General features: G+C 61.6%; 24 protein-coding genes. 9 read left to right on the forward strand and 15 right to left on the reverse strand.

Annotated elements, in window-relative coordinates:
- Positions 1-2: 2 nt before the first annotated feature.
- Positions 3-761 carry a fimbrial biogenesis chaperone gene (locus BM438_RS04200; protein ID WP_244179240.1) on the reverse strand — a complete coding sequence of 253 codons (759 nt, stop codon included), beginning with the start codon at positions 759-761 and terminating at the stop codon, positions 3-5.
- Positions 762-868: 107 nt separating this feature from the next.
- Positions 869-1,414 (reverse strand): fimbrial protein, encoded by a 546-nt coding sequence (locus tag BM438_RS04205; protein ID WP_093633060.1) that lies wholly within the window; start codon positions 1,412-1,414, stop codon positions 869-871.
- Positions 1,415-2,372: 958 nt separating this feature from the next.
- On the opposite strand from BM438_RS04205, the gene BM438_RS46095 reads away from it, so the two are divergent.
- From BM438_RS46095 to BM438_RS04220, 3 genes are all read left to right on the forward strand, one after another.
- Positions 2,373-2,900, forward strand: coding sequence for a hypothetical protein (locus BM438_RS46095; RefSeq protein WP_244179241.1), 528 nt, complete (start codon positions 2,373-2,375; stop codon positions 2,898-2,900).
- Positions 2,833-4,434: a hypothetical protein gene (locus BM438_RS04215; RefSeq protein ID WP_093633249.1), complete on the forward strand. Its 1,602-nt coding sequence runs from the start codon at positions 2,833-2,835 to the stop codon at positions 4,432-4,434. Before BM438_RS46095 ends, BM438_RS04215 begins: the two co-directional genes overlap by 68 nt.
- A 231-nt stretch (positions 4,435-4,665) precedes the next feature.
- The gene (locus BM438_RS04220) at positions 4,666-6,639 is read left to right on the forward strand and encodes an APC family permease (protein WP_093633061.1); all 1,974 of its coding nucleotides are present in this window, start codon (positions 4,666-4,668) and stop codon (positions 6,637-6,639) included.
- 1 nt (position 6,640) lies between these two features.
- Here BM438_RS04220 and BM438_RS04225 read toward each other — a convergent pair whose 3' ends face one another.
- From BM438_RS04225 to BM438_RS04280, 12 genes are all read right to left on the reverse strand, one after another.
- Positions 6,641-7,057, reverse strand: a complete 417-nt coding sequence (locus BM438_RS04225) for a universal stress protein (RefSeq protein ID WP_093633062.1) — start codon at positions 7,055-7,057, stop codon at positions 6,641-6,643.
- Positions 7,058-7,179: 122 nt separating this feature from the next.
- Positions 7,180-7,506 (reverse strand): hypothetical protein, encoded by a 327-nt coding sequence (locus tag BM438_RS04230; protein ID WP_234486876.1) that lies wholly within the window; start codon positions 7,504-7,506, stop codon positions 7,180-7,182.
- Positions 7,507-7,720: 214 nt separating this feature from the next.
- Positions 7,721-8,419: a response regulator gene (locus BM438_RS04235; protein WP_093633064.1), complete on the reverse strand. Its 699-nt coding sequence runs from the start codon at positions 8,417-8,419 to the stop codon at positions 7,721-7,723.
- 8 nt (positions 8,420-8,427) lie between these two features.
- On the reverse strand, positions 8,428-9,009 hold the full coding sequence (gene kdpC, locus BM438_RS04240) for a potassium-transporting ATPase subunit KdpC (protein WP_093633065.1): 582 nt from the start codon (positions 9,007-9,009) through the stop codon (positions 8,428-8,430).
- Positions 9,010-9,027: 18 nt separating this feature from the next.
- Complete coding sequence (kdpB, locus tag BM438_RS04245) at positions 9,028-11,091, reverse strand: potassium-transporting ATPase subunit KdpB (protein WP_093633250.1); 2,064 nt, start codon at positions 11,089-11,091, stop codon at positions 9,028-9,030.
- An 85-nt stretch (positions 11,092-11,176) separates the two neighbouring features.
- Positions 11,177-12,985 carry a potassium-transporting ATPase subunit KdpA gene (gene kdpA / locus BM438_RS04250; protein ID WP_093633066.1) on the reverse strand — a complete coding sequence of 603 codons (1,809 nt, stop codon included), beginning with the start codon at positions 12,983-12,985 and terminating at the stop codon, positions 11,177-11,179.
- Positions 12,982-13,077: a K(+)-transporting ATPase subunit F gene (kdpF, locus tag BM438_RS04255; RefSeq protein ID WP_028193906.1), complete on the reverse strand. Its 96-nt coding sequence runs from the start codon at positions 13,075-13,077 to the stop codon at positions 12,982-12,984. Before kdpF ends, kdpA begins: the two co-directional genes overlap by 4 nt.
- Before the next feature lie 327 nt (positions 13,078-13,404).
- A complete protein-coding gene (locus tag BM438_RS04260) occupies positions 13,405-14,415 on the reverse strand; it encodes an O-fucosyltransferase family protein (protein ID WP_093633067.1) in 1,011 nt (336 codons plus the stop codon).
- A gap of 180 nt (positions 14,416-14,595) precedes the next feature.
- A complete protein-coding gene (locus BM438_RS04265; RefSeq protein ID WP_093633068.1) occupies positions 14,596-15,891 on the reverse strand; it encodes a copper oxidase in 1,296 nt (431 codons plus the stop codon).
- A 1-nt stretch (position 15,892) separates the two neighbouring features.
- Positions 15,893-17,326, reverse strand: a complete 1,434-nt coding sequence (locus BM438_RS04270) for a TolC family protein (protein WP_093633069.1) — start codon at positions 17,324-17,326, stop codon at positions 15,893-15,895.
- Positions 17,323-17,679 (reverse strand): hypothetical protein, encoded by a 357-nt coding sequence (locus BM438_RS04275; protein WP_093633070.1) that lies wholly within the window; start codon positions 17,677-17,679, stop codon positions 17,323-17,325. The genes BM438_RS04270 and BM438_RS04275 overlap by 4 nt, the downstream gene beginning before the upstream one ends.
- A gap of 93 nt (positions 17,680-17,772) precedes the next feature.
- On the reverse strand, positions 17,773-18,306 hold the full coding sequence (locus BM438_RS04280; RefSeq protein ID WP_341865731.1) for a hypothetical protein: 534 nt from the start codon (positions 18,304-18,306) through the stop codon (positions 17,773-17,775).
- Between the two features lie 73 nt (positions 18,307-18,379).
- Between BM438_RS04280 and BM438_RS04285 the strand changes: the two genes are divergently transcribed.
- The 5 genes from BM438_RS04285 (at position 18,380) to BM438_RS04305 (ending at position 23,002) form a co-directional block, all read left to right on the forward strand.
- Positions 18,380-18,577 carry a heavy-metal-associated domain-containing protein gene (locus BM438_RS04285; RefSeq protein WP_093633071.1) on the forward strand — a complete coding sequence of 66 codons (198 nt, stop codon included), beginning with the start codon at positions 18,380-18,382 and terminating at the stop codon, positions 18,575-18,577.
- 99 nt (positions 18,578-18,676) lie between these two features.
- Positions 18,677-19,075 carry a CopM family metallochaperone gene (gene copM, locus BM438_RS04290; RefSeq protein ID WP_054038385.1) on the forward strand — a complete coding sequence of 133 codons (399 nt, stop codon included), beginning with the start codon at positions 18,677-18,679 and terminating at the stop codon, positions 19,073-19,075.
- A gap of 375 nt (positions 19,076-19,450) precedes the next feature.
- Complete coding sequence (locus BM438_RS04295; protein ID WP_093633072.1) at positions 19,451-20,770, forward strand: MFS transporter; 1,320 nt, start codon at positions 19,451-19,453, stop codon at positions 20,768-20,770.
- Positions 20,771-20,819: 49 nt separating this feature from the next.
- A complete protein-coding gene (locus BM438_RS04300) occupies positions 20,820-21,779 on the forward strand; it encodes a dihydrodipicolinate synthase family protein (RefSeq protein WP_093633073.1) in 960 nt (319 codons plus the stop codon).
- A gap of 137 nt (positions 21,780-21,916) precedes the next feature.
- Complete coding sequence (locus tag BM438_RS04305; protein WP_208620604.1) at positions 21,917-23,002, forward strand: LacI family DNA-binding transcriptional regulator; 1,086 nt, start codon at positions 21,917-21,919, stop codon at positions 23,000-23,002.
- A 42-nt stretch (positions 23,003-23,044) separates the two neighbouring features.
- On the opposite strand, the gene BM438_RS04310 is transcribed toward BM438_RS04305, so the two are convergent.
- Positions 23,045-24,874: an ABC transporter transmembrane domain-containing protein gene (locus tag BM438_RS04310; protein ID WP_093633074.1), complete on the reverse strand. Its 1,830-nt coding sequence runs from the start codon at positions 24,872-24,874 to the stop codon at positions 23,045-23,047.
- Between the two features lie 148 nt (positions 24,875-25,022).
- On the opposite strand from BM438_RS04310, the gene BM438_RS04315 reads away from it, so the two are divergent.
- Positions 25,023-25,220 (forward strand): hypothetical protein, encoded by a 198-nt coding sequence (locus BM438_RS04315; RefSeq protein ID WP_093633253.1) that lies wholly within the window; start codon positions 25,023-25,025, stop codon positions 25,218-25,220.
- The last annotated feature ends 1 nt before the right edge of the window (position 25,221 follow it).

Genomic DNA, 25,221 nt, shown 5'->3' on the forward strand with positions numbered 1-25,221 from the left:
GATTACTTGCGGGTCCCGTCGCGCAGCGTTTTGCCGGTGACGCCGGCGCCGTAGTCGTTGATGAAGGTGTAGTCGACTTGCGCCGGCACGTCGGCGAGCGGTGCAACGTTGCCAATGTCGAAGTCCGCGCTCGCGCCCGGGTCGACCATGCCGCCCTTGTCGCTGGTCCAGCTCGTCGTGCTCTCGCTCGCGACGATCTTGCTGAACGTCACGTGATACGGCGTCGGATTGGTCGCCTCGAGCGCGTAGGCGCCGTTGTCCTTGCGCACGAATTTCCAGCTGACTTTCGCGGCCGCTTCGTCCGCATTGCCCGGCAGCCCCGCCGGACGGAAGAACAGCTTGATGCGTGAACGGAACGCCAGCTGCAGCGAATTTGGATCGTCCGCTGTGGTGCTCGCTGCCGCGCGCGGCGGCACTTCAAGCACGTTGAGCCAGAACAGGGACTCCTTGTCTTGCGGCAACGGTTCCTGCGTGTAGATCAGGCGCAGGCTCTGCCCTTTCTTCGGATCGAGGCGAAAAAGCGGCGGCGACAAGGTGAACGGCACCTTCGATTCGTCCGGCATCGCGTTCGGATTGCCGGTGTCGAGCCACACCTGAACCAGCGCTGGTGCGTCACCTTCGTTACTGAGCTTGACGGTTACTTCACGCTCTTTTGCCTGATAGATCACGCGCGTGCCGCTGATCACGACACCCGCATGCGCGCTGCTCACCAACCACGACAATGCGAAAACCGTCATCGCCCTTGATAAATTCTTTCGCATTGCCATTTCGTTATCCTGATTGCGTGGCGAACTCGTGGTTCGCTCTGTTCTCCTCGACAGCCGGCGCCTCTCGCGGGCGCCGGCTACCGCCCCGTAGCGTCCTGCTTTTACTGGTAGACGATCGAGTACATAACGGTCGTATTGACGGTACCTGCCGTCGATGCGCCATTGGTTGCCACGTATTGCGCAAAGTACTTGAGCGTGGCCGCACCGCTTGCCAGCGCGACTGCCTTCGAGTTCTGCGAGGCCTGCGCGGCACCCAGCGTGATCACGCTGCTGTCGCCGTTGAGCAGGCCGATTTCGACGTTGGTCGCCGTGCCCGAAGCGTTGATCAGTTGGCCCGTGGTCGTATCGACCGTGGCGCCCGGTTCGAAATAAGTCGACACGTTGCCCGAATTCGGCGTGCAGTTCGAAAGTGCGATGTTGAACGGCGTGCGGCCCGCGGTCGTGCCCGCAGTGGCGAGCGCCGAAGTCGAGACAGTCGGCAGCGTAACGGTGAAGTTCTTGCCGCCGCCGTTACCGCTAATCGTGCAGGTCTGGCTGGTGATCTGGCCGTTGAATGTGATGGTGCCGTCGGCTGCGTGCGAAACGGCCGGCATGACGGCTGCTGCAGCGATGGCCGTAGCGAGAACGCCTGAGCGCGTGAATTTCATGGTTATCCCCATTGATAAGTAATGCGTCGTATTGAAAGACCGTGTGTGTGGCGGGTTCAGCGATGGCGTTGCGCTCAAACCGACCGCGCCGGGGGCAATTATCGGGACGATGGCAAAAAGGGACAGTCAAGCACTGTCAAGCTGGACGGGAGAAGGTTGAAGCAGTGTCAAAACGAACGTTTTCTGGAAGTAAGAGCTACTTGCGTGGCTGCTTTTGTGGCCGAAAAGCGCGTCTATCTACCGGATTTATTCATACGAATAGGACTTAATCGAGAAAAATCTACGTTTAAAACGTGAGTGCAAGTCGATTTTGCCGGAAAGAGCTTTTTGTTGTCCGTTACCGGACTGTCAAATCGCCTTAACTGAAGCTCGTTGTCTTCGCTCCCCAGCAGTGATCACGCCTCGGAGTGCCTCGACGCATTCAATTGACGCGCGGGCATCTCCGACGACATCTATTCGCGGAGTCCGAAATGAAACGCGCGCTCATGATGCTTGCGCCGGTCGGCGGGATGCTGGTTGGCGCTGCCCACGCGCAAAGCTCGTTGACGATCAGCGGAACAACGTACACGTACTGTGCGGCCGAGGGTCAATTCTGTTCATTCACAGGCACGGCGAACGTCGTCTACGGCACCACGTCGCCTACGCTTCAATACGATATCAATGGGCCGTTCACGGGCGGGGTGCAGTGCTCGACGGGAGCGGTGTCGAGTACGGACCCAGCGTTCGGGTATGGGAAGAGTTGCTGGTACAAAAGCACTTCGGCACCCACGCCCACGCCCACGCCGACTCCTACTCCGACGCCAACCCCCACCCCTGCTCCGACGCCGAGTCCCTCTGGTGCGTGGACGCAGTGTGCCGTCGAGAACGCGCGCTGTTCGTTCAGCGGCAAGATGACCGTGCTTTATGGCGCGAGTACGACTGCCAATAACGTGAGCAAAGTTTTCACCAATGGCGTGACTTGCAGCAATACGGCTTTTGGTACCGACCCGGCGTACGGGGTTTCGAAGTTCTGCTGGATTCCGAAGACACCTGCACCGGCGCCTACACCTACACCTACACCTACACCTACACCTACACCTACACCGACACCGACACCGACACCGACACCAACACCAACACCGACACCGACACCCACACCGACGCCAACGCCGACGCCAACGCCGACGCCAACGCCGACACCCACACCGACGCCAACCCCAACGCCGACGCCGACTCCAACACCGACGCCTACGCCTACGCCTACGCCGGTATCCGCCATCGCCTGCGCAGCACCGACGTCAGCAGCCGGAGGCACCGCCAATGGCCTGATCGTCACCGACACGCCAAGCAGCAACGGCACACGCCTTTTCAATCAAGGCAGCAGCTTCCAGGTGTCGTTCGTCACCGCGGCGACATCGGCGGACACCGTCGTCTGGTCGATGCAGGATCAGCTAGGCAACATAAAAGGCAGCGGTTCGTTCGCCGTTGCGAGCGGGACGCGGACTAGCACGCTGTCGTGCCAGAGCAGCGCGGCGGGTTACTTCGCGATCACGGCGACGCTGTCGCACTCAGGCGGCACGCTGCCGCAATTCGGCACACGTCCAACCGGCATCGCCACGTTCGGCATCTTGCCGAACCTGTCCAGCACGATACCGGCAGTCAGCTACGCGCATCAGGAGCAGCACCGCTTCGGCATGCAGGGCTTCAACGACAATGGCGCGATGCTCACAGCGCTCGGCATCTCCCAAACGATCGACGACCGTGAACTGTCCGCCATGGAGCCCAATGCGGCGAATACGTGGACGCCTTCCTTATCGGATCTCGATCCGTTCTATACGAACGGCAAGATCATGCGGCTCATCAGGCTGGACGGCATTCCCGGGTGGGCGAGTCCGACTGGCGCGTTTCAGGACGACACCAACGCACCGTCAAACGAAACCTACTACCAGAACTACATGGCGCGCGTGGGCACCGACAGCGCTGCGATCCGTCAACAGTATTTTCCCAATCAGCAATACAACTATTATCAGGTGACGTGGGAGCCCCAATGGGTCGATTCGACCGCCAATTTCGTCGCGATGTACGCGGCGGCCTATAAAGGCTTGCATTCGACTGATCCGAACGCGGTCGTGATGGGCACGACCAACGTCTTTCCCGCAAACTGCTCGACGCAATGTACGCAGGGATATCTCGCCACCTACGCATCGCTAGGGCTCGGCAATTACATCGACGGTGTGACGACGCACGGCTATTACAACGCCGGCACGTTTGCGGGACACCCGCCCGAACAATACGATACCGATCCGAATCCCGCGAACGTCGCGAACGCCCTCGATCAGCAGATGAGGTCGTTGCGTTCGCAGATGCAGTTGGTCAAGCCGAACATGCGCTTGTGGATGACCGAGCTCGGCATCACCTACGACGCCGGCGCCGCTTATGGGCCGAGTTATCCGCCGGCGAACCAGCTATATGGGCAAGCTGCAGTTGCATTGCGCGCGCACCTCATCATTCTTGGCGAAGGTGCACAGGTCACTTACTTCTTCTACGGCTCGGACTATCCGGCTGACGTGGGCATCGGCACGTTCTTCGATCTCGCTGATCCGCAAGGGCAATATGGCGCGACGAATCTGAGTCCCAAACCAGAAGCGCTCGCGTTCGCCGCACTAACGCGCGTCCTCGACGGCACGCAAACGCTCGGGCGTCTCAACGGGCTTCCTTCGATGGTGTATGGCTATGCATTCCAGCAACTGAACTCAGGACCGGTGATCGCGGCGCTCTGGACGCACAACAATTCGAACTGGCCGACGTCATCGGGCACCTACAGTTCGACCTATAGCACCACCTATGCATTGACCGTGAACTCGACCGGCACGAACGGCACCGTAAGCGTCATCGACATGATGGGCAATGTAAGCTCGGTGAGCTACACGAACGGCGTCGCGAATCTCGCGCTGACCGAGTCGCCGATTTACGTGGTGCTCGCGAACGCCAATGCGATCCAGGGCAAGTACACAGCACCCGTGGGCTATACAGGACAATAATTACGCCTGGATAAAATCACGCCCATTTTCCTTTCGATATCCTGACTACACCTGTTCTCGGGTATAGTCCACTGGCACACCGCGCGAAACTGCCCTACATTTTCGTTGTCGATCGCCGATGACCGCAGCCGCGGTCGCTACTTGTCATTCTCCTTACGCCCGAACCATTCGGGCGTCGAACCATAGACAACAGCAGTCACACCGGCACGCCTGACCGGGCCTGGAGGGGACATGGCCGTCTTCGCTAACTTCTGGCGCCTGATAGTCGGCAAGCCGCTGGATCCGCTCGATCCCCGGACTCGTCACGCGATCGCTGTCACGCCGCTGCTAGCCTGGGTGGGTCTCGGTGCCGACGGGTTGTCGTCGTCATGCTATGGGCCTGAAGAAGCCTTCCTCGCGCTCGGCCAGCACACCTCGCTTGCCGTGTTTCTCGCACTGGCTACCGCAGCGACAGTTTTCATCATCGCGCTCGGCTATAACCAGGTCATCCAGTTGTTCCCCACCGGTGGCGGCGGCTATCGCGTTGCGACCGCATTACTGGGCCCGCATCCAGGGCTGGTGTCAGGCGCCGCGCTGCTGGTCGACTACGTCCTGACCGTCGCGACCTCGCTTGCAAGCGGCGTCGATGCCTTCTTCAGCTTGCTGCCGGTGAGCGCACAGGCGTTCAAGCTCGCCACCGAGCTCATCCTCATCGTCCTGATGACAGGCCTCAACTTTCGCGGCATGCGCGAGTCGATCATGGTGCTGCTGCCGATCTTCCTCGGCTTCGTGGTGCTGCATCTCGGCCTCATCGTGTACGGCATCGCGGTGCACGGCGATCATCTGGCCGCCGTCGTGCCGGGCGCGATCGGCGAGGCGCACAGCATGTCGCACGCGGTCGGCCCCCTCGTGGTGGTGGCCTTGCTCATGCGCGCGTTCTCGTTAGGCGGCGGCACGTATACGGGCCTCGAAGCCGTGTCGAACAACGTCAACATGCTGGCCGAACCGCGCGTGCCGAACGGAAGGACGACGATGTTCTACATGTCCACGTCGCTCGCATTCACGGCCGGCGGCATCATTCTGCTGTACATGTTGTGGCATGCTCAGGCGGTAGAAGGTCAAACGCTCAACGCGGTGGTATTCGGCAGTGTCATCGACCATCTCGGGCTCGGCTCCGCGTTCGCACGGCATGCGCTGCTTGCCGCGGTGCTGGCCTTCGAAGCCGGTCTGCTGCTGGTCGGCGCACAAACCGGCTTCCTGGATGGGCCGGCTGTGCTGTCGAACATGGCGTCGGATTCGTGGGTGCCGCGCCATTTCCGTGATCTGTCCGCGCGGCTGGTCAGACAGAACGGCATCGTCGTGATGGGGCTGGCGAGCCTCGCCATCCTGATCTGGACGCACGGTGACGTGTCGATCCTGGTGGTGCTGTACAGCATCAACGTGTTCCTGACTTTCAGCCTCTCCCTGCTGGGACTGTGCATTTACTGGTGGGGCCATCGCCATGAAGGCGAAAACTGGCTGACGCACTTCGCGCTATCCGCATTGGGGCTTTCGGTCACCAGCACCGTGCTGGTGATCACGCTGATCGAGAAGTTCACGGAGGGTGGCTGGCTGACGGTCCTGGTGACCGGCGCCGTGGTGGCGCTGTGTTTCGCCATCAAACGGCACTACAGCGAAACCCGCGCACTGATTGCGAAGGAAGATGCCCTCTTCACCGGCGCTCCGCCCGAGGTCAGCGAAGCGGCGGCGGCGCTCAAACCGGACCCATCCCTGCCGACTGCTATTCTGCTCGTCGGCAAACACCGCGGCGCCAGCATGCATGCCCTGCTATGGGTGAACCGGTTGTTCCCGGACCACTTCAGGAACGTGATATTTCTCGCAGTCGGCGAAGTGGACGCGCAAAGCTACGAAGGTGCGGAGCACCTTGAGCAGTTGCGGCAAACGATTTCAGCAGCGCTCGAATACTATGTGGCGCAGTGCCGCCGGCACGGAATGGCCGCCGAATACAGGATCGCTTTCGGCACCGATCCTGTGGAAGAATTCGTCGGACTGACCGGGACCGCCATGGAGGAGTTCCCGAACAGCGTGTGCTTCGCCAGCAAACTGATTTTCAAACGGGTGAATATCCTGACGCGGTGGCTTCACAATCACACACCGCTGGAAATCCAGACACGTCTGCACCAGCATGGCAAACAGATGGTGCTGCTGCCGATGAACGTGGGATGACTCAGTGGACCATCGTTACTGGAGTAACCGTGCGCCTTGACAGCGACGCCAACATGGCCAGTCTTCTAAAGAAGCCCATATGGCTCGCGTCGATCACCATGACGTCCGGCTGGGTCGTTGCCGCATAGTCGGCAATCGCTTTCGTGCGGTGGCCGAATACCCGCTTCCAGTGGTATGGCACGCCCGCTTCTTCGAGAATGGTGCGGGCATCGATCAGCGCCTTGAGCATGGCGTGTTTTTCCATCCGCACCAGCGAGCTTCGAGTATGGAAGGCTGCAGCGCGCCCCTGATCGACAGGCTCGAGCACTTCAAGCAGTTCGACTTCAGTTACGCCGCGCTCCAGAAACATGAACGCCGCATAGCGCGCGGCTTCTATCGCGCCGCCGTGGTCGAGAACAGGGATCAGCATTCGTATCATCGAGAACTCCTGGCGGGTACTTTGTACTTTGAGCTTAGCGAAAGCGGCATTAATGTCGTGTAAAAAAACTGCTGTTTTTGCAGCACGCACGCGCGCAAATTACACGGCGACGAAAGGCATCTTCACGATGCCTGTATCGCAGCCGGATTCAGCTCGATATGCAAGATCACCAGCCACCGCTTCGGACAATCCTCTGCAATCTGCAATTCCTGTTTCCTGTCACCGCCCGTCTTCACAAAACCTTTCGCCCGCGCGAAGCCGAACGCGCGCCGTGCATCGGATTGCAGCCACAGCGTCAGCAGCCCGCATGTCACGCAACTGAACAGCCAGATCGTTTCGTGAGGCAGCGTCGCATCGAGTTGCTGCGCGACGTACGTAAAAATCGTTGTGAGAACCTGATTGGTGACGAAGGCAATGGCGACGACCTTGCACATTCCCCTGAATATCATGGCGTGTCTTGAGGGCGTCATGGCAGGTCAAAACCCTGTGCGGAAAACACGCAAGCCTCCACGGTCACGTTGCCCTTTGTTTGTTTGACTGCCATACACCCCTCCAGCAAAACCCAGATTTTTCTTGCGGCGAAACGCCAGACTCGAACTATACGGACCTCGCCGTAAAGGCCGAGAATCGATTGCCGCCGGCGATATAAAAATCCTGTGAAAATCACCGCACGCCGACCAGCCGGTAGCCCACGCCGGCTTCGGTGACGATATGTTCGGGATGCGCCGGATCGCGCTCGAGCTTATGCCGCAGATGCCCCATGTAGATACGCAGGTAGTGGTGGTTGTCGGTCTGCAATGGGCCCCATACCTCGCCGAGCAGTTGCTCGTGCGTCAATACGCGGCCTGGATGGCGCACCAGCGCGGAGAGCAGTCGATATTCGGTGGGGCTGAGATGGACGATCCGGCTGCCGCGCACGACCCTGCGCTCGCCGAGATCGATTGTGACGAGGCCGAACTGAACCTGAGGCACGCCGACCCTGTCGCCGCTGGCCTGCCTGCGCAAATGCGCTCTGATCCGCGCGCTAAGTTCGGGTAAGCCGAACGGTTTGGTGAGGTAATCGTCGGCACCGGCATCGAGCGCGGCAACCTTGTCTTCTTCGCGGCTTCGCGCGGACAGAACGATCACCGGCATCGCGGACCAGCCGCGCAACTCGCGGATCACCTCGATGCCGTCCATGTCCGGCAAACTCAGATCGATGATGACAAGATCCGCCAGCCGCGTCGCCGCCTGCGCCAAACCTTGTGCGCCGGTCTGCGCGTCGAAGACACTCATGCCGGCTGCTTCGAGGCTAGTACGAATGAAGCGGCGGATAGCTTTGTCCGCGTCGATCACAACGACTGTTACGGTGGGATCGCTCATCCGCAGGCTCAATGCATCGGCTTGAGGTCATCCAAAGCCAGGTTGAGCTTCAGCACGTTCACGCGTGCCTCGCCGAAAATGCCGAACTGCCGCCCCGAAGTATTGCGCCCAACAAGATTGATCACCTGATCGACCGGCAGGCCGCGGGCCTGCGCCACGCGCGCCACCTGATAGGCGGCCGCGGCCGGACTGATCTCCGGGTCGAGGCCGCTGCCCGACGACGTCACGAGATCCACCGGCACCGGTTGCGACATGTCGTTGCCTGCTGCCTTCAACGCATCGAGACGGCCTTTGATTTCGTCAGCGAGCGCGGGATTGGTCGGGCCAAGGTTCGAACCACCCGAGTTCTGTGCGTTGTAGGGCTGCGGCGAGGTAGCCGACAGGCGTCCCCAGAAATAGTACGGCGCATCGAACTGCTGACCGATCAGCGCGGAGCCGGCCACTTTGCCGTCTTTCTCGAGCATGCTGCCGTTTGCTTGAGCCGCGAAGGCTGCGTGACCAATTGCGGTCACAACGATCGGATAGATCACCCCGGTGATCACCGTCATCAGGATGAACAGAACAAGTACCGGGCGAATCAGCGTTTTCATGATGTTCACTCTATTGGGTCAGACCCAGCCGAACACGTTCAGCACCATATCGATCAGCTTGATGAACGGGAATGGCAGCAGAATGCCGCCCAGCCCGTAGATCAGCAGATTGCGGCGCAGCAGCGACGCCGCGCCGAGCGGCCGGTACTTCACGCCCTTGAGTGCCAGCGGAATCAGCGCAACGATAATCAACGCATTGAAAATCACCGCCGAGAGAATGGCTGACGACGGCGAGCTCAGATGCATCACGTCGAGCACACGCAATTGCGGATAAGTCGTCGCGAACGCCGCCGGGATGATCGCGAAGTATTTGGCCACGTCGTTCGCAATCGAGAACGTGGTGAGCGAGCCGCGCGTCATCAGCATCTGTTTGCCAATTTCGACGATCTCGATCAGCTTGGTCGGATTCGAATCGAGGTCGACCATGTTGCCGGCTTCCTTCGCCGCCTGCGTGCCGGTGTTCATCGCCACCGCCACGTCCGCTTGCGCAAGCGCAGGGGCGTCGTTGGTACCGTCGCCGGTCATCGCCACCAGACGGCCTTCAGACTGGTGCGAGCGAATCGTGGCGAGCTTGGCCTCAGGCGTCACCTCGGCGAGGAAATCGTCCACGCCGGCCTCGGCGGCGATCGCTGCTGCGGTCAGGCGGTTGTCGCCCGTCACCATGATGGTCTTGATGCCCATCTTGCGCAGTTCGGCGAAGCGCTCCTTGATGCCACCCTTGACGATGTCCTTCAACTCGATCACGCCCATGCAGCGTGCGCCGCTCTCGCCGCGCACTTGCTGCGCGACGACCAAAGGCGTGCTGCCGCGCCGTGCGATTTCCGTCACCGCAGCCGTCAACTCAGCCGGAAAACGGCCGCCGTGCGCCTCGACATAGTGTTTGATCGCGTCGGACGCGCCCTTGCGAATCTCACGGTCGGGCAGATCGACACCGCTCATGCGCGACTGTGCGCTAAACGCGAGGAACGTCGCCTGCAATGCGTGCATATCGCGTTCGCGGATATTGAAGCGCTGCTTGGCCAGCACGACGATGCTGCGCCCTTCCGGTGTTTCGTCCGCGAGTGAAGACAACTGCGCCGCGTCGGCGAGCTGTTCCTCCGTGACGCCCGGCGCAGGTGTGAAAGCCGACGCCTGGCGATTGCCGAGCGTGATCGTGCCGGTCTTGTCGAGCAGCAATACATCGACGTCGCCTGCGGCTTCAACAGCACGGCCCGAGGTGGCGATCACGTTCGCCTGCATCATCCGGCTCATGCCCGCTACACCGATCGCCGAAAGCAGACCGCCGATGGTGGTCGGAATCAGACACACCAGCAGCGCGACCAGCGCGGTAATCGTGACTACATGCCCTGCTTTCGCGGCTTCGACCGAGAACATCGAGAACGGCAGCAGCGTCGCGGTTGCGAACAGCAGCACGAGCGTCAACGCGACCAGCAGGATCGTCAAGGCGATCTCATTCGGCGTTTTCTGACGTTTCGCCCCTTCCACCATCGCGATCATCCGGTCGAGGAAGGCCTCGCCCGGATTCACGCTGACGCGCACGACGATCCAGTCCGACAGCACGCGCGTGCCGCCCGTCACCGACGAAAAATCGCCGCCCGATTCGCGGATCACCGGCGCGGACTCGCCCGTGATCGCCGACTCGTCGACCGACGCGACGCCTTCGATCACTTCGCCGTCAGCCGGAATCACGTCGCCGGTTTCCACCAGCACGACGTCGCCCTTGCGCAGATCGGTGGCCGTCGTAATGCGGATCGGCGACTTGGGATGCGCCTCCTGCAGCTTCTTCGCCATCACGTCGCGCTTCGCGCCACGCAGCGAAGCCGCCTGCGCTTTCGAGCGCCCCTCAGCGAGCGCCTCCGCAAAGTTGGCGAACAGCACGGTAAACCACAGCCAGAGCGCGATCGCCAGAATGAAACCCGCAGGCGCCTCGGCCTGGCCGGCGAGCGCGGCGACCCACAGAATGGTCGTCAGAATGCTGCCGATGTATACGCAGAACATCACCGGGTTACGCAACTGATGGCGTGGTGCGAGCTTCCTGAACGAATCGACGAGCGCCGGCCGGGCAATCGACGGGTCGAACATCGAGCGCGCCGCGTTGCGCGCCTGACCGATGTTGCCCGGCTGATGAACCGGCGGTTGGAGTCCGTTAGTCATGCTGTCCTCTCAGTCAATGTCCCGCGACCATGATCAGATGTTCAACGACAGGGCCGAGCGCCAGTGCAGGCACGTACGTCAGCGCGCCGACCAGCACCACCGTGCCGAGCAGCAGCACGACGAACAGTGGGCCGTGCGTCGGCAGCGTGCCGGCGGTCGCGGAGATGCGTTTCTTTGCGGCGAGCGATCCGGCGATTGCCAGCACCGGCACAATCGAGCCGAAGCGGCCGAACCACATGGCGATGGCCAGCGTGCTGTTGTAGAACGGCGTATTGACCGAGAGGCCCGCGAAAGCGCTGCCGTTGTTATTGGCGGCCGAACTGTAGGCGTAGAGAATCTCGGAGAACCCGTGCGGCCCGGGATTGGAGACACCCGCCACGCCGGCCGCCGTCAGCACGCCGATTGACGCGCCGACCAGCACGAGCAGCGGCGTGAGCAACACGGCGATCGACACCATCTTCATCTCGTACGACTCGATCTTCTTGCCGATGTATTCCGGCGTTCGCCCTATCATCAGGCCGGCCACGAACACCGCGAGCAAGGCGAACACGAGCATGCCGTACAGGCCCGAGCCCACGCCGCCGAAGATCACCTCGCCGAGTTCGATCAGCAGGAGCGGAACGAAGCCGCCCATCGGCGTCAACGAATCGTGCGTGTTGAGAACGGCGCCACACGAGGCGGCAGTGGTCGCCACGGTAAAGATGCCGGACTGCGCGATGCCGAAGCGGGTTTCCTTGCCTTCCATGTTGCCGCCCGTTTGCGCGGCCGACGCCGTTTGATCGACATGCAGCGACGCATACAGCGGATTGCCGTTCTGCTCAGACGAAATCTCGCCCCAACAGGCAACTGCAAACGCAATCGTCATCGCGGCAAGCACCGCATAGCCCTGGCGCTTGTCGCCCACCATCCGGCCGAACACCAGGCACAACGCAGCAGGGATAACGAGCATCGCTATCATCTGAACGAAGTTGGCGAACGGCGTCGGGTTCTCGTACGGATGCGCGGAATTGGCGTTGAAGAAGCCGCCGCCGTTGGTGCCGAGCATCTTGATCGCTTCCTGTGACGCAACCGGCCCCATGGCGATGGTCTGCTTGTCGGCCTTGTTGTCCACCATCACCGGGTTGCCCTTGGCGTCCTTGACGGGATTGCCCTGGGCGTCGGTCTTCGGCGTCTGATACGTCGTCACCTGCAGCGTCGGCACGTCTTCGTATGACTTGAAGTTCTGAAGCACCCCTTGACTGATCAGGACGAGCGCAATGACCGTCGCGAGCGGTGCAAGGATATACAACGTGACACGCGTCAGATCGACCCAGAAATTACCGATCGTCGCGGCCGTATGGCGCGCGAAACCGCGAATCAGCGCGATCACGACAGCAATGCCGGTGGCGGCCGAAAGGAAGTTCTGCACCGTCAGCGCGGCCATTTGCGTCAGATAGCTGACGGTCGATTCCGGCGTGTAGTCCTGCCAGTTCGTGTTGGTCACGAAGCTGACCGCCGTGTTGAACGCGGCGTCGGGTGTCATCGGTCCGAAGCCCTGCGGGTTCGCGGGGAGCCATTGTTGCAAACGCAGAAATCCGTACACCGCGAGCACGCCGAGCGTGTTGAAGACCAGCACGGCCAGCGCGTAGTGCTTCCATGACATTTCGGCGCTGGGGTCGACCCCAGCGAGCTTGTAGAGCGCGGTTTCGATCGGACGCCCTATCCGGCGCACGACGACCGAAGAACCGTCCACCACGGCGGTCATGTAACGTCCGAGCGGGATGGCGAGCGCGATCAGCACGACAATGAACAGGCCGGGCTGAAACAGGTTGTTGAAGTTCATTCGAGAGCCTCCGCGCGTAGCAAGGCATACACGAGGTAAGCGAACAGAATCAGCGTCGAGGCCGCCGCGAGCCAGGTCATCCAGGTGGTCATGGACGGCCTCCGGGGGCGCGGTGAAGCTTGTCGCAGCCAATCACGAAGCCCGCGACGAGGCCGCTGAATGCAATGATGGCGATGAGGTAAAGCAGATCCATGGTCCGGTCTCCCACAGGGGACTCCTGCACCGTGAAATTTAGGAAAATCCGCGTAAACGCAGCGTTAATACTTCGCGCGGTTTCGTAAAAACGATGGACGTGGTGCGGGAGAGCGCTGGGTTAACGCAGCGGTATGGTCTTGCTGGGCGACTTTCGGGCTTTCGTACTGCCGTTTGAAAACGGCTGGCGCTTGAGCGGCTTAAGCGGCCTAAGAGACTTAAAGGGCTTAAGCCGCCTTGGCCGCCTTACTCGCTTGAACCGCCTGGGCCACCTGAGCAGCTTGAGCAGCTTCCCGCGCCGCCTGTTCGATCCAGAGCCGGCTATCGGGAAACCAGAACGCGTCCGGGCGCGGCGGCGAGACGAGCTTCACCGGCAGGGAGGGATTGAATATCTTCGACCATGCGGACAGATAGGACGGCGTCTTCACGAGGAAGCCGCAATTGGCCAGAAGCAGGCAAGACACCAGCGCCTCGCGGCCGATTTCGAGTCCCGGATAGCCGCTGAAGTGAACGGGCGTGCTGCCACGAGCGAGATGTTTTGCCGGTGCGACTCTGACCGGCTTGCTGAATGGCCAGGTGACAAAATAATCGATAAACGCCCGTTCATCGCTCGAGACAAAAATATTGGTCAAGTGCGGGTTTTCAGCAAGCGTGGCTTCCACCTGCCGGCAAAAGCTTCCCCACGAAACCGGGATGGCTTCCTGCGCCTTGTCGGTCCCTCTGAAATGCGCGCCAAGGGTCGACGGGCCGAGCCCGAGCTTCTGGCAGATCGCGTCGACTTCTTCGCAGATATGCGCGGCCGGACGATAGTGCGCGAAGAAAAGCTCGCTTGCACTCCTCAGTCGAAGCCGCGCTTCATAACGCTGACGAAAGCCGAGTTGAACCAGGTCGCGCACGGTCGACGTTCTGATCTTATGAGTGATCGTGACTCCGGAGATGGTGTGCACGGACTCGAAGAAGGCCGAGAACCAGTCCAGCTTCCCTTCGGCATCACCATACAGCCCGCCGCGTGCACTGATGCACGGGGTGAGGCATTTCTCGTCGCAATACATCAGAATAAACAGGACCATCTGCATCACGGAGAAGAAACCGGAGTTCTCCTGAATCTCGATGGAAAAAATGCCCCTATTCAAACGCTGTGTTGCATGGAGGGAAATCCGGCGCGGCATGGCCACGCTATGCTTGAATCCCTCGCTACGTCGGATCTGTTTCGCCCGATCGACTACCTTTCTCAACATGCCTGACTCCTAATTAATTAGGTATTTTTTAAAATGGCACGGACCTGTTTGCTGCGAAGGAAGGGACGGTTGAGCATAACATTTCAAAAGCACGACCACGTAAAGTTTGGCTCATCTTGGTGAGCTAGCGTACAAAGGATCGGTAAGGTTTTCCCTGGATGGCCGCGCCGCACTGCCGGCTCAACCCTCCGGCATCTCGCCGGTGTACTCATAGGCCACCGTCCCCTTGGGATGCCTGAACCACCCCGGATCGCGATAGTCGTTGCGCCCCAATCCCTCCCGCACTTTCACGACGGTGAACATGCCGCCCATCTCCAGCGCGCCGAACGGCCCCGTGCCGGTCATCATCGGCAGCGTGTTGTCGGGCAGCGGCATTTCCATTCCGCCCATCGAGCCGCCCGTGCTGCCCATCGCCATGTATTCGGGCACCAGCTTGTTGATGCGTTGCGCGAGGTCTTTCTGCGGTACACCGATCAGGTTCGGGACCTGATGACCCATCGCGTTCATGGTGTGATGGGACTTGTGGCAATGAAACGCCCAGTCGCCCGGACGGTTCGCCGTGAACTCGATGGCGCGCATCTGGCCGACGGCCACGTCCGCGGTCACCTCGGGCCAGCGGGCGGACGGTGGAATCCATCCACCGTCCGTGCCCACCACTTCGAAGTGATAGCCGTGCAGATGGATCGGATGATTGGTCATCGTCAGATTGCCGACGCGGATGCGCACGCGATCGCCGGCGCGTACCGGCAAAGAATCGATGCCTGGAAAGACGCGCGCATTCCACGTCCACATGTTGAAGTCGGTCATCTCGTTCACGCGCGGCGTGAAACTGCCCGGGTCGATATCGTATGCGGACATGATGAATACGAAGTCGCGATCCACCTGCATGACGCCCGGGTCTTTCGGATGAACAATGAATGTGCCCATCATGCCCATTGCCATCTGCACCATCTCGTCGGCATGCGGGTGATACATGAAGGTGCCGTGTTTCTCCAGTTGAAACTCGTAGACGAAGGTCTTGCCCGGCGGAATGTGCGGCTGCGTGAGACCGCCGACGCCATCCATGCCGCACGGCAGGAGCATGCCGTGCCAGTGAACCGTGGTGTGCTCCGGCAGCTTGTTGGTCACGAAGATGCGCACCTTGTCGCCTTCAACGGCCTCGATGGTCGGCCCTGGCGCCTGGCCGTTATAGCCCCACAGGTTCGCACTCATGCCCGGCGCCAGTTCGCGCACTACCGGCTCGGCAATCAGATGAAACTCCTTCCAGCCGTTCTTCATACGCCACGGCAGTGACCAGCCGTTCAACGTGGCGACGGGTGCATAGGGCCGGCCATTTGGAGGCGCAAGCGGCGCCTGCATCGCGGCCTTGGCCATCGTGGGCGCTTCAGGCAATGAGGCAGCGCCGGCCTTGCTGACGAGCGCCGCGCCCAACAACGCGGCTCCAGAGCCGCCCAGAAAATTTCGACGAGACACCATGTCATTGACCTTCGGAATCTGTGGATGACGCTTGCGGCGTCATGGATGTAAATGGCGCAGCGGCCATCGCGAGAGGCGGCAGACGGCCACCGAGTGCCTGTTGCAGATCGGTTTCCGCGAGCCAGTAGTCTTTGAGCGCGTCGATATAGCTGTTCACCGCGCCGATCTGGTCGCGCGAATCGGCGAGCAGTTCGAACACGCTCGCGAGCATGCCGTTATAGCGAAGCAGCAGTTCGTCCGAAATCGTTTTGCGGATGGGTACGACTTCGTCGCGATAGTGCTTCGCAACGTCGTAGTCGGTCACGTAGGCCGAATATGATTCTCGGACCTCTGAGCGCGCGTTGATCGCGGTCTCGGCGACGCGGTTCGCCGACTGCAGATAGATCGCTTCGGCGCGCGCTACTTTCGAGGCGCCCCAATCGAAAATCGGAATCTCGACGCTGATCTCGTAGCCCTGTTCGCGGCCGTCGGAGGTCGTGAAATTGTTCTGATACCCGACATCCAGCGCATTGATGAATCGCGTTGCCCTACTTAGGCCCAGTGAGCTTGCAACGCTCTGCGTCTGGAGTTTTGCTGCTTGTATGTCCAGGCGATTCTGCATCGCGAAGTGTTCGAGGTCCTGCAATTCGGGCCTCGTTGCAGGCAGGTCAGGCAGACGCTCGGGAAGGTCGTACTGCGCTTGCGAGCCCCATAGGCCCATCGTGCGAGTGAGTTTTTCTCGCGCGGCTATCGACTGCTGCCGCGCTTTCGCTAGTTGCGCCACAGCTTCTGCGTAGAAGGCCTGCTCACGCGCATAGTCGAGCTTGCTGAAGTTGCCGGCTTGCTGCATGCGCAACGCGAGTTCGGCGCCGGCTTCTGCCGAGTCCTTCACCTGCTCTGCGTAGACAGCGGACTGCTTCGCCGCGACGGCACCGATGTAGGCGCGTCGGGCATCGGCGGCGACCTTGAGCATGGCGTCCGCTGCGAGCAGCCGGGTCTGCTCGAAACGGCGACTCTCGATGCGTGTCGCCAACGGCAGCGTCAGCACGTTCAGCAAGCCGAGCGTAAATGTGCGGCTGATGCTCAGATCGTTGCCGCCGTGCGTGCGGCTGAATGTGAAGCCGGGATTCGGCAGTCGTCCCGCCTGCACCAGGTCCGCCTCGGCAATGCCGAGTTCGCTATACGAGGCCTGCAATCCGCGGTTATTCAACAGAGCGATCTGGATCGCGTCGTCCATGCCGAGTGGCCGGGATAGCGGTTCCTGTGTGCGTTTGGCGATAGCGTTTCGGTCTTCGTCTGTCTTGACTAGTACAGCGTCTTTGCCGAGCCGCTGCGATGCTGTGGTGGACACGGTGTCGAAGCCACCGTCCTTCGAAAAGGTCGTGCAGCCGGCGAGGAACGCCAATGCGGTAGTGGCGGCAATGACGCGGCCGGCGGGAAAGAGAGGCGGCTTCATTCTGCCGGGCCCTCGTGATGGGCACCGTGGCCGCTGTGGTTGGCGTGAGGGTTGGAGCCGTGGTCGGAGTTGTGGTTGGCACCAGCGTTGGCACTCGCTTTCGCATCGCCCGAATGCATTTGACCGTGGTCCATCTGCAGCTTGCCCGATGGACTCGCCACCGCGCGATTAAGCGCTTGCCAGCTTGGGGCCTTCTGTTCCCGATATGGCCGATAGTCCGCGAAGGCAGACGGCACATTGACCGCAGGAACCGATGCTGCTGCATCCACCGGATCAGGAGGGAGTGATATGGCGTGCACGAGCGCCGGCAATACTGCCGTCGCGCCGAGCAGCGCTGCAATAAACGTTCGCATTGATTTTCTCGTCGTATGCCACCCGGACGGCCGACGTGCAACGTGCGGCCATCAAGGCGAAATTGAACATCGCAGCATCACGCTGCGAAGGAACTAGACGAGAGAGATTCGGGGAGGTCGTTCGATGCCGTCAGTCAGAAATGACGCGACACGAACAGAGGGAGCAAGAGGTACAGCGAAATGGACTGCGTCAGCAGATATCGCCGCAACCGGAGCGGCCGGCAAGCCGCCACCGAAACAGCACGACGCGCAGGCCGAGCAGGCATGCGCATGATGCGCGCCGTCAGGATGACTGTGGTTTTGCGAGTGATCACCGGCGATGTCATTGGCGCTATCGGCCATCATCGCGGCATGGTTATGGTGGTGAGTCGCCACGCCAGCATTCTTATGGAGCGTGGACACCCCTTCTCCACCAACATGCGAGGACTCGCATTTCATGGAGACGGCCGCGAACGACTGAACCGGAAGGCTCAGCACGAGCAGCACGACGAGGAAGAGTTTGCGCCAGTAAGACATGGGTACGGAGTCTAGCACGCTGTTTAAGAGGAACGTAAGGCTGGAACCGCTACAGTCTGTGGCGGCTTTTTGCGTCGATAGGGCCACGCTTGGCGGCAGAATAAACAACATGGACGTATATGCTTGACCTTCCCTCAGTGGGAAGGTCCAAGCTTAAATTCTGATTTCTCATCGGAGGCAAGAAATGGAATTCCAGATCCCGGACATGTCATGCGGCGGATGCGCCAACGCCATTACTCGTGCAGTCACTCGCATCGATCCAGAGGCGAAGCTCGACGTCGATGTCGCCGTTAAAATCGTGAAGGTCGCATCGACCTTGCCGCCGGAACGCGTGATCGAGGTAATCGAAGCGGCGGGGTTTCACCCCTCGCTCAAGCGCTAAGCGGATCACATGAAGCATGTGTCTATCGATTAAGCTAAGCACCCTGTTCGCAGCATCACGGTCATCCGCTATCACTGTTTCCCCAACGGAAAACCCAATATGAAAAACCTTCGTGCATTCCGTGCCCTTTGCCTTTTCAGCAGCGTTGCGTTTGCTGTCGCCGCGGCGCCCGTCTACGCCCAGCAGGCTGCGTCGATGCCCGGCATGGACATGTCCGGCTCAGCGGACGCCGGGTCGAGCGCATCGACGCAGGCGTTCAAGGACGCCGACGAGAAAATGATGCAGGCCATGGACGCACCCGCCTACACCGGCGATGCCGACAAGGACTTCGTCGCCCACATGATTCCGCATCATCAAGGCGCGGTCGAAATGGCGCAGGTGGAACTGAAATACGGCAAAGATCCCGACTTGAAGCGCCTCGCCCGAAACATCATCAAGGCGCAACACGACGAGATCGCCTTCATGCAACGCTGGCAGGCGAAGCACGGCGTGAAGTGACAACGGGCAACCTGCCCGCTCTGACGCCTCTGACGCCTCTGACGCTTTAGCGTTTCAACACCGCGCCTGGCTTCGGGGCGGCGCCTGCGCCGCCCCGAACGCTGGAATTCAGCCGCGAATGACTGGTGTTTACCCGCCAAACCCACTCTGACACTTGCCACTTCGTCGGAATGTGGCTCAAAATGTAAGCGCTATCATTTTAAACACACAGCTTTAGCTAGCTGAAATGACCGCCTGATACGCGGTCAGCACGTCAATATGTAAGCGCTAACATAGCGCGAGTAATGGTAATTGGAGAACCCCGATCTCCCGGCAACCTGACACCGCATCAGCGCGCCCCGCCCCAAACAAAGACTTAAACCGGAGACAACCAGCATGAGCGCCACCCCGAACCTCGAGCAGGCCCCACCGAAAATCCGCCGCGCCCAGATCGTGGCGCTCACGCTGCTGATGGTGAGCGGCATCGTCAACTATCTGGACCGTGGAACGCTCGCAGTCGCCAATCCGTTGATCCGTCATGACCTGGGCCTCTCGCTCGGCCAGATGGGCCTGCTGCTGTCCGCGTTCTCCTGGAGCTACGCGTTGTTCCAGTTGCCGGTGGGCGGCCTCGTCGACCGGGTCGGACCGCGCAAGCTGCTCGGCATCGGCCTGATCGTCTGGTCAATCGCGCAGGCCTCCGGCGGATTCGTCTCGACTTTCGGCTGGTTCGTCCTTGCGCGAATCGTGCTGGGCATCGGCGAGGCGCCGCAGTTTCCGTCGGCAGCACGTGTCGTCAGCAACTGGTTTCCGCTGCGTGCGCGTGGCAAGCCGACCGGTATTTTCAACTCAGCGTCTCCGCTCGGCACGGCGCTCGCGCCGCTTTGCCTGTCGATCATCGTGGTTCAGTTTCACTGGCGCTGGGCCTTCATCGTGACGGGCGTGCTGGGTCTCGTCGTCGCTGTCGTATGGCTCGCGGTGTATCGCGATCCCGTCAAAGCCACGATGAGCGAAGCAGAGCGGCGCTATCTCGAAGGCGACGAAGCGGACCGCAAGCCGGCCCCCGCGGTCACGTTCGCCGACTGGCGTTCGCTGTTTTCTCACGGAACCACTTGGGGCATGCTGATCGGCTTCTTCGGCTCGGTCTACCTGAACTGGGTGTACCTCACGTGGCTGCCCGGCTATCTGACGATGGAACGGCACATGAGCCTGATGCACACGGGCATTGCTGCGTCGATACCGTTCTTCTGTGGCTTTCTGGGCTCGCTCACGGCCGGCTGGTTCTCCGATCTCATCACGAGCGGCAGCTCGAACCCGGTCACCAGCCGCCGCAATGCGGTGGTGATCGCGATGCTCGGCATGGTCGCGTTCACCATTCCGGCGGCGCTCGTCGAGAGCAACACGATCGCGATCGTATGCATCTCGGTGGTGATCTTTCTGGCGAATGCCGCCTCCGCCAGTTCATGGGCGCTTGCCACCGCCGCCGCGCCGCCGAACCGCGTCGGCTCGCTCGGCGCGATTCAGAACTTCGGCGGCTTTCTGGGCGGCGCCCTTGCACCGATCCTGACCGGCTATATCGCGCAGACCTGGTCGTTCGTCCCGGCTTTGCTGACGGCCGCCGGCATCGCGTTTGCCGGCGCCATGAGCTACCTCCTGCTGGTACGCAAACCGATCGACGACCAGCCCGTCTCCACTGAAACCCTGCGCGCGCCCGCCTGACGGCGGCCGCTGCGCCCTCTCATCGAATTCTTCTCCGGAGATCAACAACATGACTACCGCCAAGCAAGCCACGACCTCAGTTGAGGGCATCGTCCCCGTGATGCTGACGCCGTTCGACGATTCCGGCGCCATCGACTACGCCGGACTCGAACGCCTGATCGAGTGGTACATCGCGCACGGGTCCGACGCGCTGTTCGCCGTCGCCCAGTCGAGTGAAATGCAGTTTCTGACGCTCGCCGAGCGTGGCGCGCTGGGACGCTTCGTAGTCGAGAAGGTTGCCGGCCGCATTCCTGTCGTGGTCTCGGGCCACATCAGCGACGACGCCGATGCCCAAGCCGAAGAGCTGAACGTCGCCGCGTCCACCGGCGCGCAAGGCGTCGTGCTCGTGACGAACCGGCTCGATCCGAATCGCCAGGGAACGGAGGCCTTCGCGGCCAATCTCAAGCGGCTCCTCACGCGACTTCCGTCGGACATGCCGCTCGGTTTGTACGAATGCCCAGCGCCCTACCGCCGGCTGTTGTCCGACGATGAATTGAAGCTGTGCATCGATACCGGCCGCTTCATCATGCTGAAGGACGTGAGTTGCGATCTCGCGACCGTCAAGCGGCGCGTCGCGCTTGCACAGGGCTCGCCGCTGAAGGTTCTGAACGCCAACGCGGCCATCGCGTGGGACGCCATGAAGGCCGGCTCCGCAGGCTTCAACGGTGTATTCACGAACTTCCACCCGGATCTGTACAACTGGCTGCGCAATGACGCGGCACAGGACCCGGCTCTCGCTGAGGAACTCGCGACGTTTCTCGTGCTCGCCGCCGTATCCGAAGCGCTCGGTTACCCCGCGCTTGCAAAGATCTATCACCAGCGCATCGGCACGTTCGATTCGATTCGCTGCCGCGCGATCGACTATGACGTGCGCGAACGTTTCTGGGCGCTCGACGCGGTACTCGACAAGATCGTCGCCGGCACCGAGCATTTCCGCTCGCGCATCGCCGCACTCGGTCAACGCGGGTAGGCTCGTGGGCATCAGCCGTCAGAAACACCCAGTGACCGGAACGCGAGCACCCACTGCCATATCCGCCCGCGCTTCGCGCGCGCAGGCGGCGGTAAGATGTCGGGCGTTCTCCGATTCACTCTTCGTTTTCTGATCCAATGCCCGATTCCGCCGACTCCCCCGCGTCCTCGGCCACCGTCCGAACCCCGACGAACCGTGCCCGCCGCAACACGGGCCGTACCGTGCTGTCCGATGTCGCCAAGCTTGCGGGCGTATCGACGGCGACCGTATCGCGGGTCTACAACGAGCCGGACAAGGTCTCGGCAAACGTGCGCGAGCGTGTCGAACACGCCGCGCTCACGCTCAACTGGTTCCCCAACGCAGCGGGCCGCGCGCTTGCTTCGACGCGCAGTCACATTGCCGGCATCATCATTCCAACGCTGGACGACCAGGTGTTCGCTTCGCAAGTGAGCGCCATGCAGGCTGCGTTCGCGGCACGCGGCATCACACTCGTGCTCGGCTGCTCGAACTACGATCCGGCGCAGGCGCTCGTGCAGGTGCGCGCCATGCTCGCGCGCGGTGTCGAGGCGATGGCCGTGGTGGGTGAGGCTCATCCGCCCGAACTATTCGAGGCGTTGCGCAGTTATCGCGTGCCTTATGCGGTCACGTACGCGTATCGCAAGGACAGTCCACATATCTGCGTCGGCTTCGACAATCACGCGGCCTACACGGAGATCACCGAACATCTGATCGGCCTCGGGCATCGCTCGCTCGCAGTCTGCATCCAACCGACCCGCGACAACGATCGCGTGCAGGCGCGCGTGGCAGGCATCCGCTCGACACTCGAACGCCACGGCCTCGCGGTGCGGCCGGAGCACATGCTCGAAGGCAAATCAACGATCGAATTCGGCCGACGCTGCCTGCGCTCGATCTGGCAAGCGCCGTGCGAGCGCCCGACCGCGATCATCTGCGGCAACGATCACATCGCGCTTGGCGTCCTGCGCGAGGCGGAGGAACTGGGTATCGCGATTCCCGGCGAACTATCCGTGACGGGCTTCGACGATCTTGAGATCGCGAAAGAGCTACGCCCCGCACTGACGACGATGCGAGTCGACACGTACGAGATCGGGCGCCTTACCGCGCAATATTTGCTCGATGTGCTCGACGGCAAGCGTCCGCAGCACGGACACGAAGTGCGTGCCCTATTCCAGCTCAGGCAATCGACCGGGCCGAGCGCGCGATAGCTGCGCGGTGCTTTTCCTCTGGACAGGATTGCGTACGGTTCGTCACACCGAATCAATCGGATCGCTCACCGCGCCTTGCTGCACCACATGCCCCAACTGCTCGCCGAACTGCAAGGCGGCAAGCTGTGCATAGAGCGGTGAACTCAAAAGAAGCTCGGCATGACGGCCCTGTGCGACGATTCGGCCGTGTTCCAGTACAACGATGCGATCAGCCTGTTGCACGGTCGCAAGACGGTGCGCGATAACCAGTGTGGTGCGGTTCTGCGCGGCATTGTCCAGCGCCTTTTGCACCAGCCGTTCGCTGGCGGCGTCGAGCGCGCTGGTCGCTTCGTCCAGCAGCAGAATGGGCGGATTCTTCAAGATCGCGCGAGCAATCGCAATGCGCTGGCGCTGTCCGCCAGACAGTCGCACGCCACGCTCGCCGAGAAAGGTGTCGTAGCCTTGCGGCAGTTCGTCGATAAAGCCGGCCGCGGCGGCCATCTCGGCCGCCCGTTGCACTTGCTCGAGCGTGGCATCCGGTGCGCCGTAGCGAATGTTGTCGAGCACGCTGCCGGAAAAAATCACCGACTCCTGCAACACCACGCCGATTTCCTTGCGCAACTCGACGAGCGGCACATCGCGCGTCGGGACGCCGTTGATCAGAATGCTGCCGGACTGCGGATCGTAAAAGCGCAGCAGTAGTTGGAACAGCGTGGTCTTGCCCGCGCCGGACGGTCCGACCAAGGCGACATGTTCGCCCGGCCGGACATCGAGCGAAAGTGCGGAAAGCGCTGCAATGCCGGGGCGCGACGGATACGAGAAGCCGACGTTGTCGAAGCGGATGCCCTCGCCTCGCGCAGGCAGCGCGACCGTGGTCTCGGCCTGCACTACCGGCGAGCGCGCCGCCAGCAGTTGCAGCAGACGTTCGGTAGCGCCGGCCGCGCGCTGCAGATCGCCCCACACCTCGGCAACCGCGCCCACCGCGCCGGCCGTGAACACCGCGTAGAGAATGAACTGGGACAACTGGCCCGCTGTCATCCGCCCGGCCAGCACCGCCTGCGCGCCAAGCCACAGCACGAACACGATGGCGCTGAACACCAGCACGATCACCACGGCGGTCAACCAGGCGCGTGCCCGAATACGCGTGAGCGCCGTATCAAAGGCTGCTTCCACCGCGCCGGCAAAGCGCCGCACCTCGAAGGGTTCCTGCGTATACGACTGCACGGTCGGCATGGCATTGAGCACCTCGCCCGCCAGCGCGCTCGTGTTCGCGATCTTGTCCTGGCTCGCGCGCGAGAGCCGCCGCACGCGTCGGCCGAAGATCACGATAGGCGCGACCACCACGACCAGCGTCGCGATGATGTAGCCGGAGAGCACCGGACTCGTCACCGCCAGCATCGCCACGCCGCCGGTCAACAGGAAGAAGTTGCGCAGTCCCAGCGACAGGCTCGTGCCCACCACCGCCTGGATCAGGGTGGTGTCGGCGGTGAGTCGTGATAGCACTTCACCCGTTTGCGTGGTCTCGAAGAACTGCGGACTCATTCCCAGCACATGATCGTAGACGGCTCGCCGCAAGTCGGCCGTGACCCGCTCTCCCAGCCACGACACGAGGTAGAAGCGCAGCGCCGTGGCGGCGGCCAATACCAGCGAAACGATGAACAGCGCGAAGAAATAGCGATCGATGTGCGCCCGGTCGCCTCCCGCGAAGCCACGATCGATCAGGTATTTGAAAGCCACCGGCAACACCAGCGTGGCGCCTGCCGACGTCACCAGCGCGAGGAACGCGAGCGCCCAGCGGCCCGCATAGGGGCGCAGGAAGGGCAACAGGGCAAACAGAGGGCCGATACGTCGTGAAGCGGATGCAGGCGGCGAAGACGGAACAGCATCTGACATGAAGTTTCCCTGATGAATCGAAGGTCACCCCGATTGTGCCAGTCCTGCGGATTCGAAGGCGGTTCACGTAAAAGCCTCTTCTGCACGCTTGCCGCAACTGTCCATCTGTATCAAGATCAAGCCGACTCATCCGGACCAGGCTATTCCCATGAAAGACGACTCCGACTCCGATCCCGACAAACTGAAAGGCCCCGGTGGTTTGACGCTGCGCCAGATCCACAATCAGGTGCAAAAGAGCGTCGAGCGCGACCGCGAAGAGCTGGCATCGCGCAACGCTATCGCTCCGCAACGCAGCAGGTGGCAGCGTTGGGTACGTTACGTGTGGGGCCGCAGCGGGCGTCGCTAGG

Source organism: Paraburkholderia aspalathi (assembly GCF_900116445.1).
GTDB lineage: Bacteria > Pseudomonadota > Gammaproteobacteria > Burkholderiales > Burkholderiaceae > Paraburkholderia > Paraburkholderia aspalathi.

What these genes read in the sequence shown, in the direction of transcription:
- BM438_RS04200 (WP_244179240.1), bottom strand. Translation starts at nt 761, where the DNA reads ATGCGAAAGAATTTATCAAGGGCGATGACGGTTTTCGCATTGTCGTGG.
- BM438_RS04205 (WP_093633060.1), bottom strand. Translation starts at nt 1,414, where the DNA reads ATGAAATTCACGCGCTCAGGCGTTCTCGCTACGGCCATCGCTGCAGCA.
- BM438_RS04215 (WP_093633249.1), top strand. Translation starts at nt 2,833, where the DNA reads ATGCAGGATCAGCTAGGCAACATAAAAGGCAGCGGTTCGTTCGCCGTT.
- BM438_RS04220 (WP_093633061.1), top strand. Translation starts at nt 4,666, where the DNA reads ATGGCCGTCTTCGCTAACTTCTGGCGCCTGATAGTCGGCAAGCCGCTG.
- BM438_RS04225 (WP_093633062.1), bottom strand. Translation starts at nt 7,057, where the DNA reads ATGATACGAATGCTGATCCCTGTTCTCGACCACGGCGGCGCGATAGAA.
- BM438_RS04230 (WP_234486876.1), bottom strand. Translation starts at nt 7,506, where the DNA reads ATGATATTCAGGGGAATGTGCAAGGTCGTCGCCATTGCCTTCGTCACC.
- BM438_RS04235 (WP_093633064.1), bottom strand. Translation starts at nt 8,419, where the DNA reads ATGAGCGATCCCACCGTAACAGTCGTTGTGATCGACGCGGACAAAGCT.
- kdpC (WP_093633065.1), bottom strand. Translation starts at nt 9,009, where the DNA reads ATGAAAACGCTGATTCGCCCGGTACTTGTTCTGTTCATCCTGATGACG.
- kdpB (WP_093633250.1), bottom strand. Translation starts at nt 11,091, where the DNA reads ATGTTCGACCCGTCGATTGCCCGGCCGGCGCTCGTCGATTCGTTCAGG.
- kdpA (WP_093633066.1), bottom strand. Translation starts at nt 12,985, where the DNA reads ATGAACTTCAACAACCTGTTTCAGCCCGGCCTGTTCATTGTCGTGCTG.
- kdpF (WP_028193906.1), bottom strand. Translation starts at nt 13,077, where the DNA reads ATGACCACCTGGATGACCTGGCTCGCGGCGGCCTCGACGCTGATTCTG.
- BM438_RS04260 (WP_093633067.1), bottom strand. Translation starts at nt 14,415, where the DNA reads ATGTTGAGAAAGGTAGTCGATCGGGCGAAACAGATCCGACGTAGCGAG.
- BM438_RS04265 (WP_093633068.1), bottom strand. Translation starts at nt 15,891, where the DNA reads ATGGTGTCTCGTCGAAATTTTCTGGGCGGCTCTGGAGCCGCGTTGTTG.
- BM438_RS04270 (WP_093633069.1), bottom strand. Translation starts at nt 17,326, where the DNA reads ATGAAGCCGCCTCTCTTTCCCGCCGGCCGCGTCATTGCCGCCACTACC.
- BM438_RS04275 (WP_093633070.1), bottom strand. Translation starts at nt 17,679, where the DNA reads ATGCGAACGTTTATTGCAGCGCTGCTCGGCGCGACGGCAGTATTGCCG.
- BM438_RS04280 (WP_341865731.1), bottom strand. Translation starts at nt 18,306, where the DNA reads ATGTTGTTTATTCTGCCGCCAAGCGTGGCCCTATCGACGCAAAAAGCC.
- BM438_RS04285 (WP_093633071.1), top strand. Translation starts at nt 18,380, where the DNA reads ATGGAATTCCAGATCCCGGACATGTCATGCGGCGGATGCGCCAACGCC.
- copM (WP_054038385.1), top strand. Translation starts at nt 18,677, where the DNA reads ATGAAAAACCTTCGTGCATTCCGTGCCCTTTGCCTTTTCAGCAGCGTT.
- BM438_RS04295 (WP_093633072.1), top strand. Translation starts at nt 19,451, where the DNA reads ATGAGCGCCACCCCGAACCTCGAGCAGGCCCCACCGAAAATCCGCCGC.
- BM438_RS04300 (WP_093633073.1), top strand. Translation starts at nt 20,820, where the DNA reads ATGACTACCGCCAAGCAAGCCACGACCTCAGTTGAGGGCATCGTCCCC.
- BM438_RS04305 (WP_208620604.1), top strand. Translation starts at nt 21,917, where the DNA reads ATGCCCGATTCCGCCGACTCCCCCGCGTCCTCGGCCACCGTCCGAACC.
- BM438_RS04310 (WP_093633074.1), bottom strand. Translation starts at nt 24,874, where the DNA reads ATGTCAGATGCTGTTCCGTCTTCGCCGCCTGCATCCGCTTCACGACGT.
- BM438_RS04315 (WP_093633253.1), top strand. Translation starts at nt 25,023, where the DNA reads ATGAAAGACGACTCCGACTCCGATCCCGACAAACTGAAAGGCCCCGGT.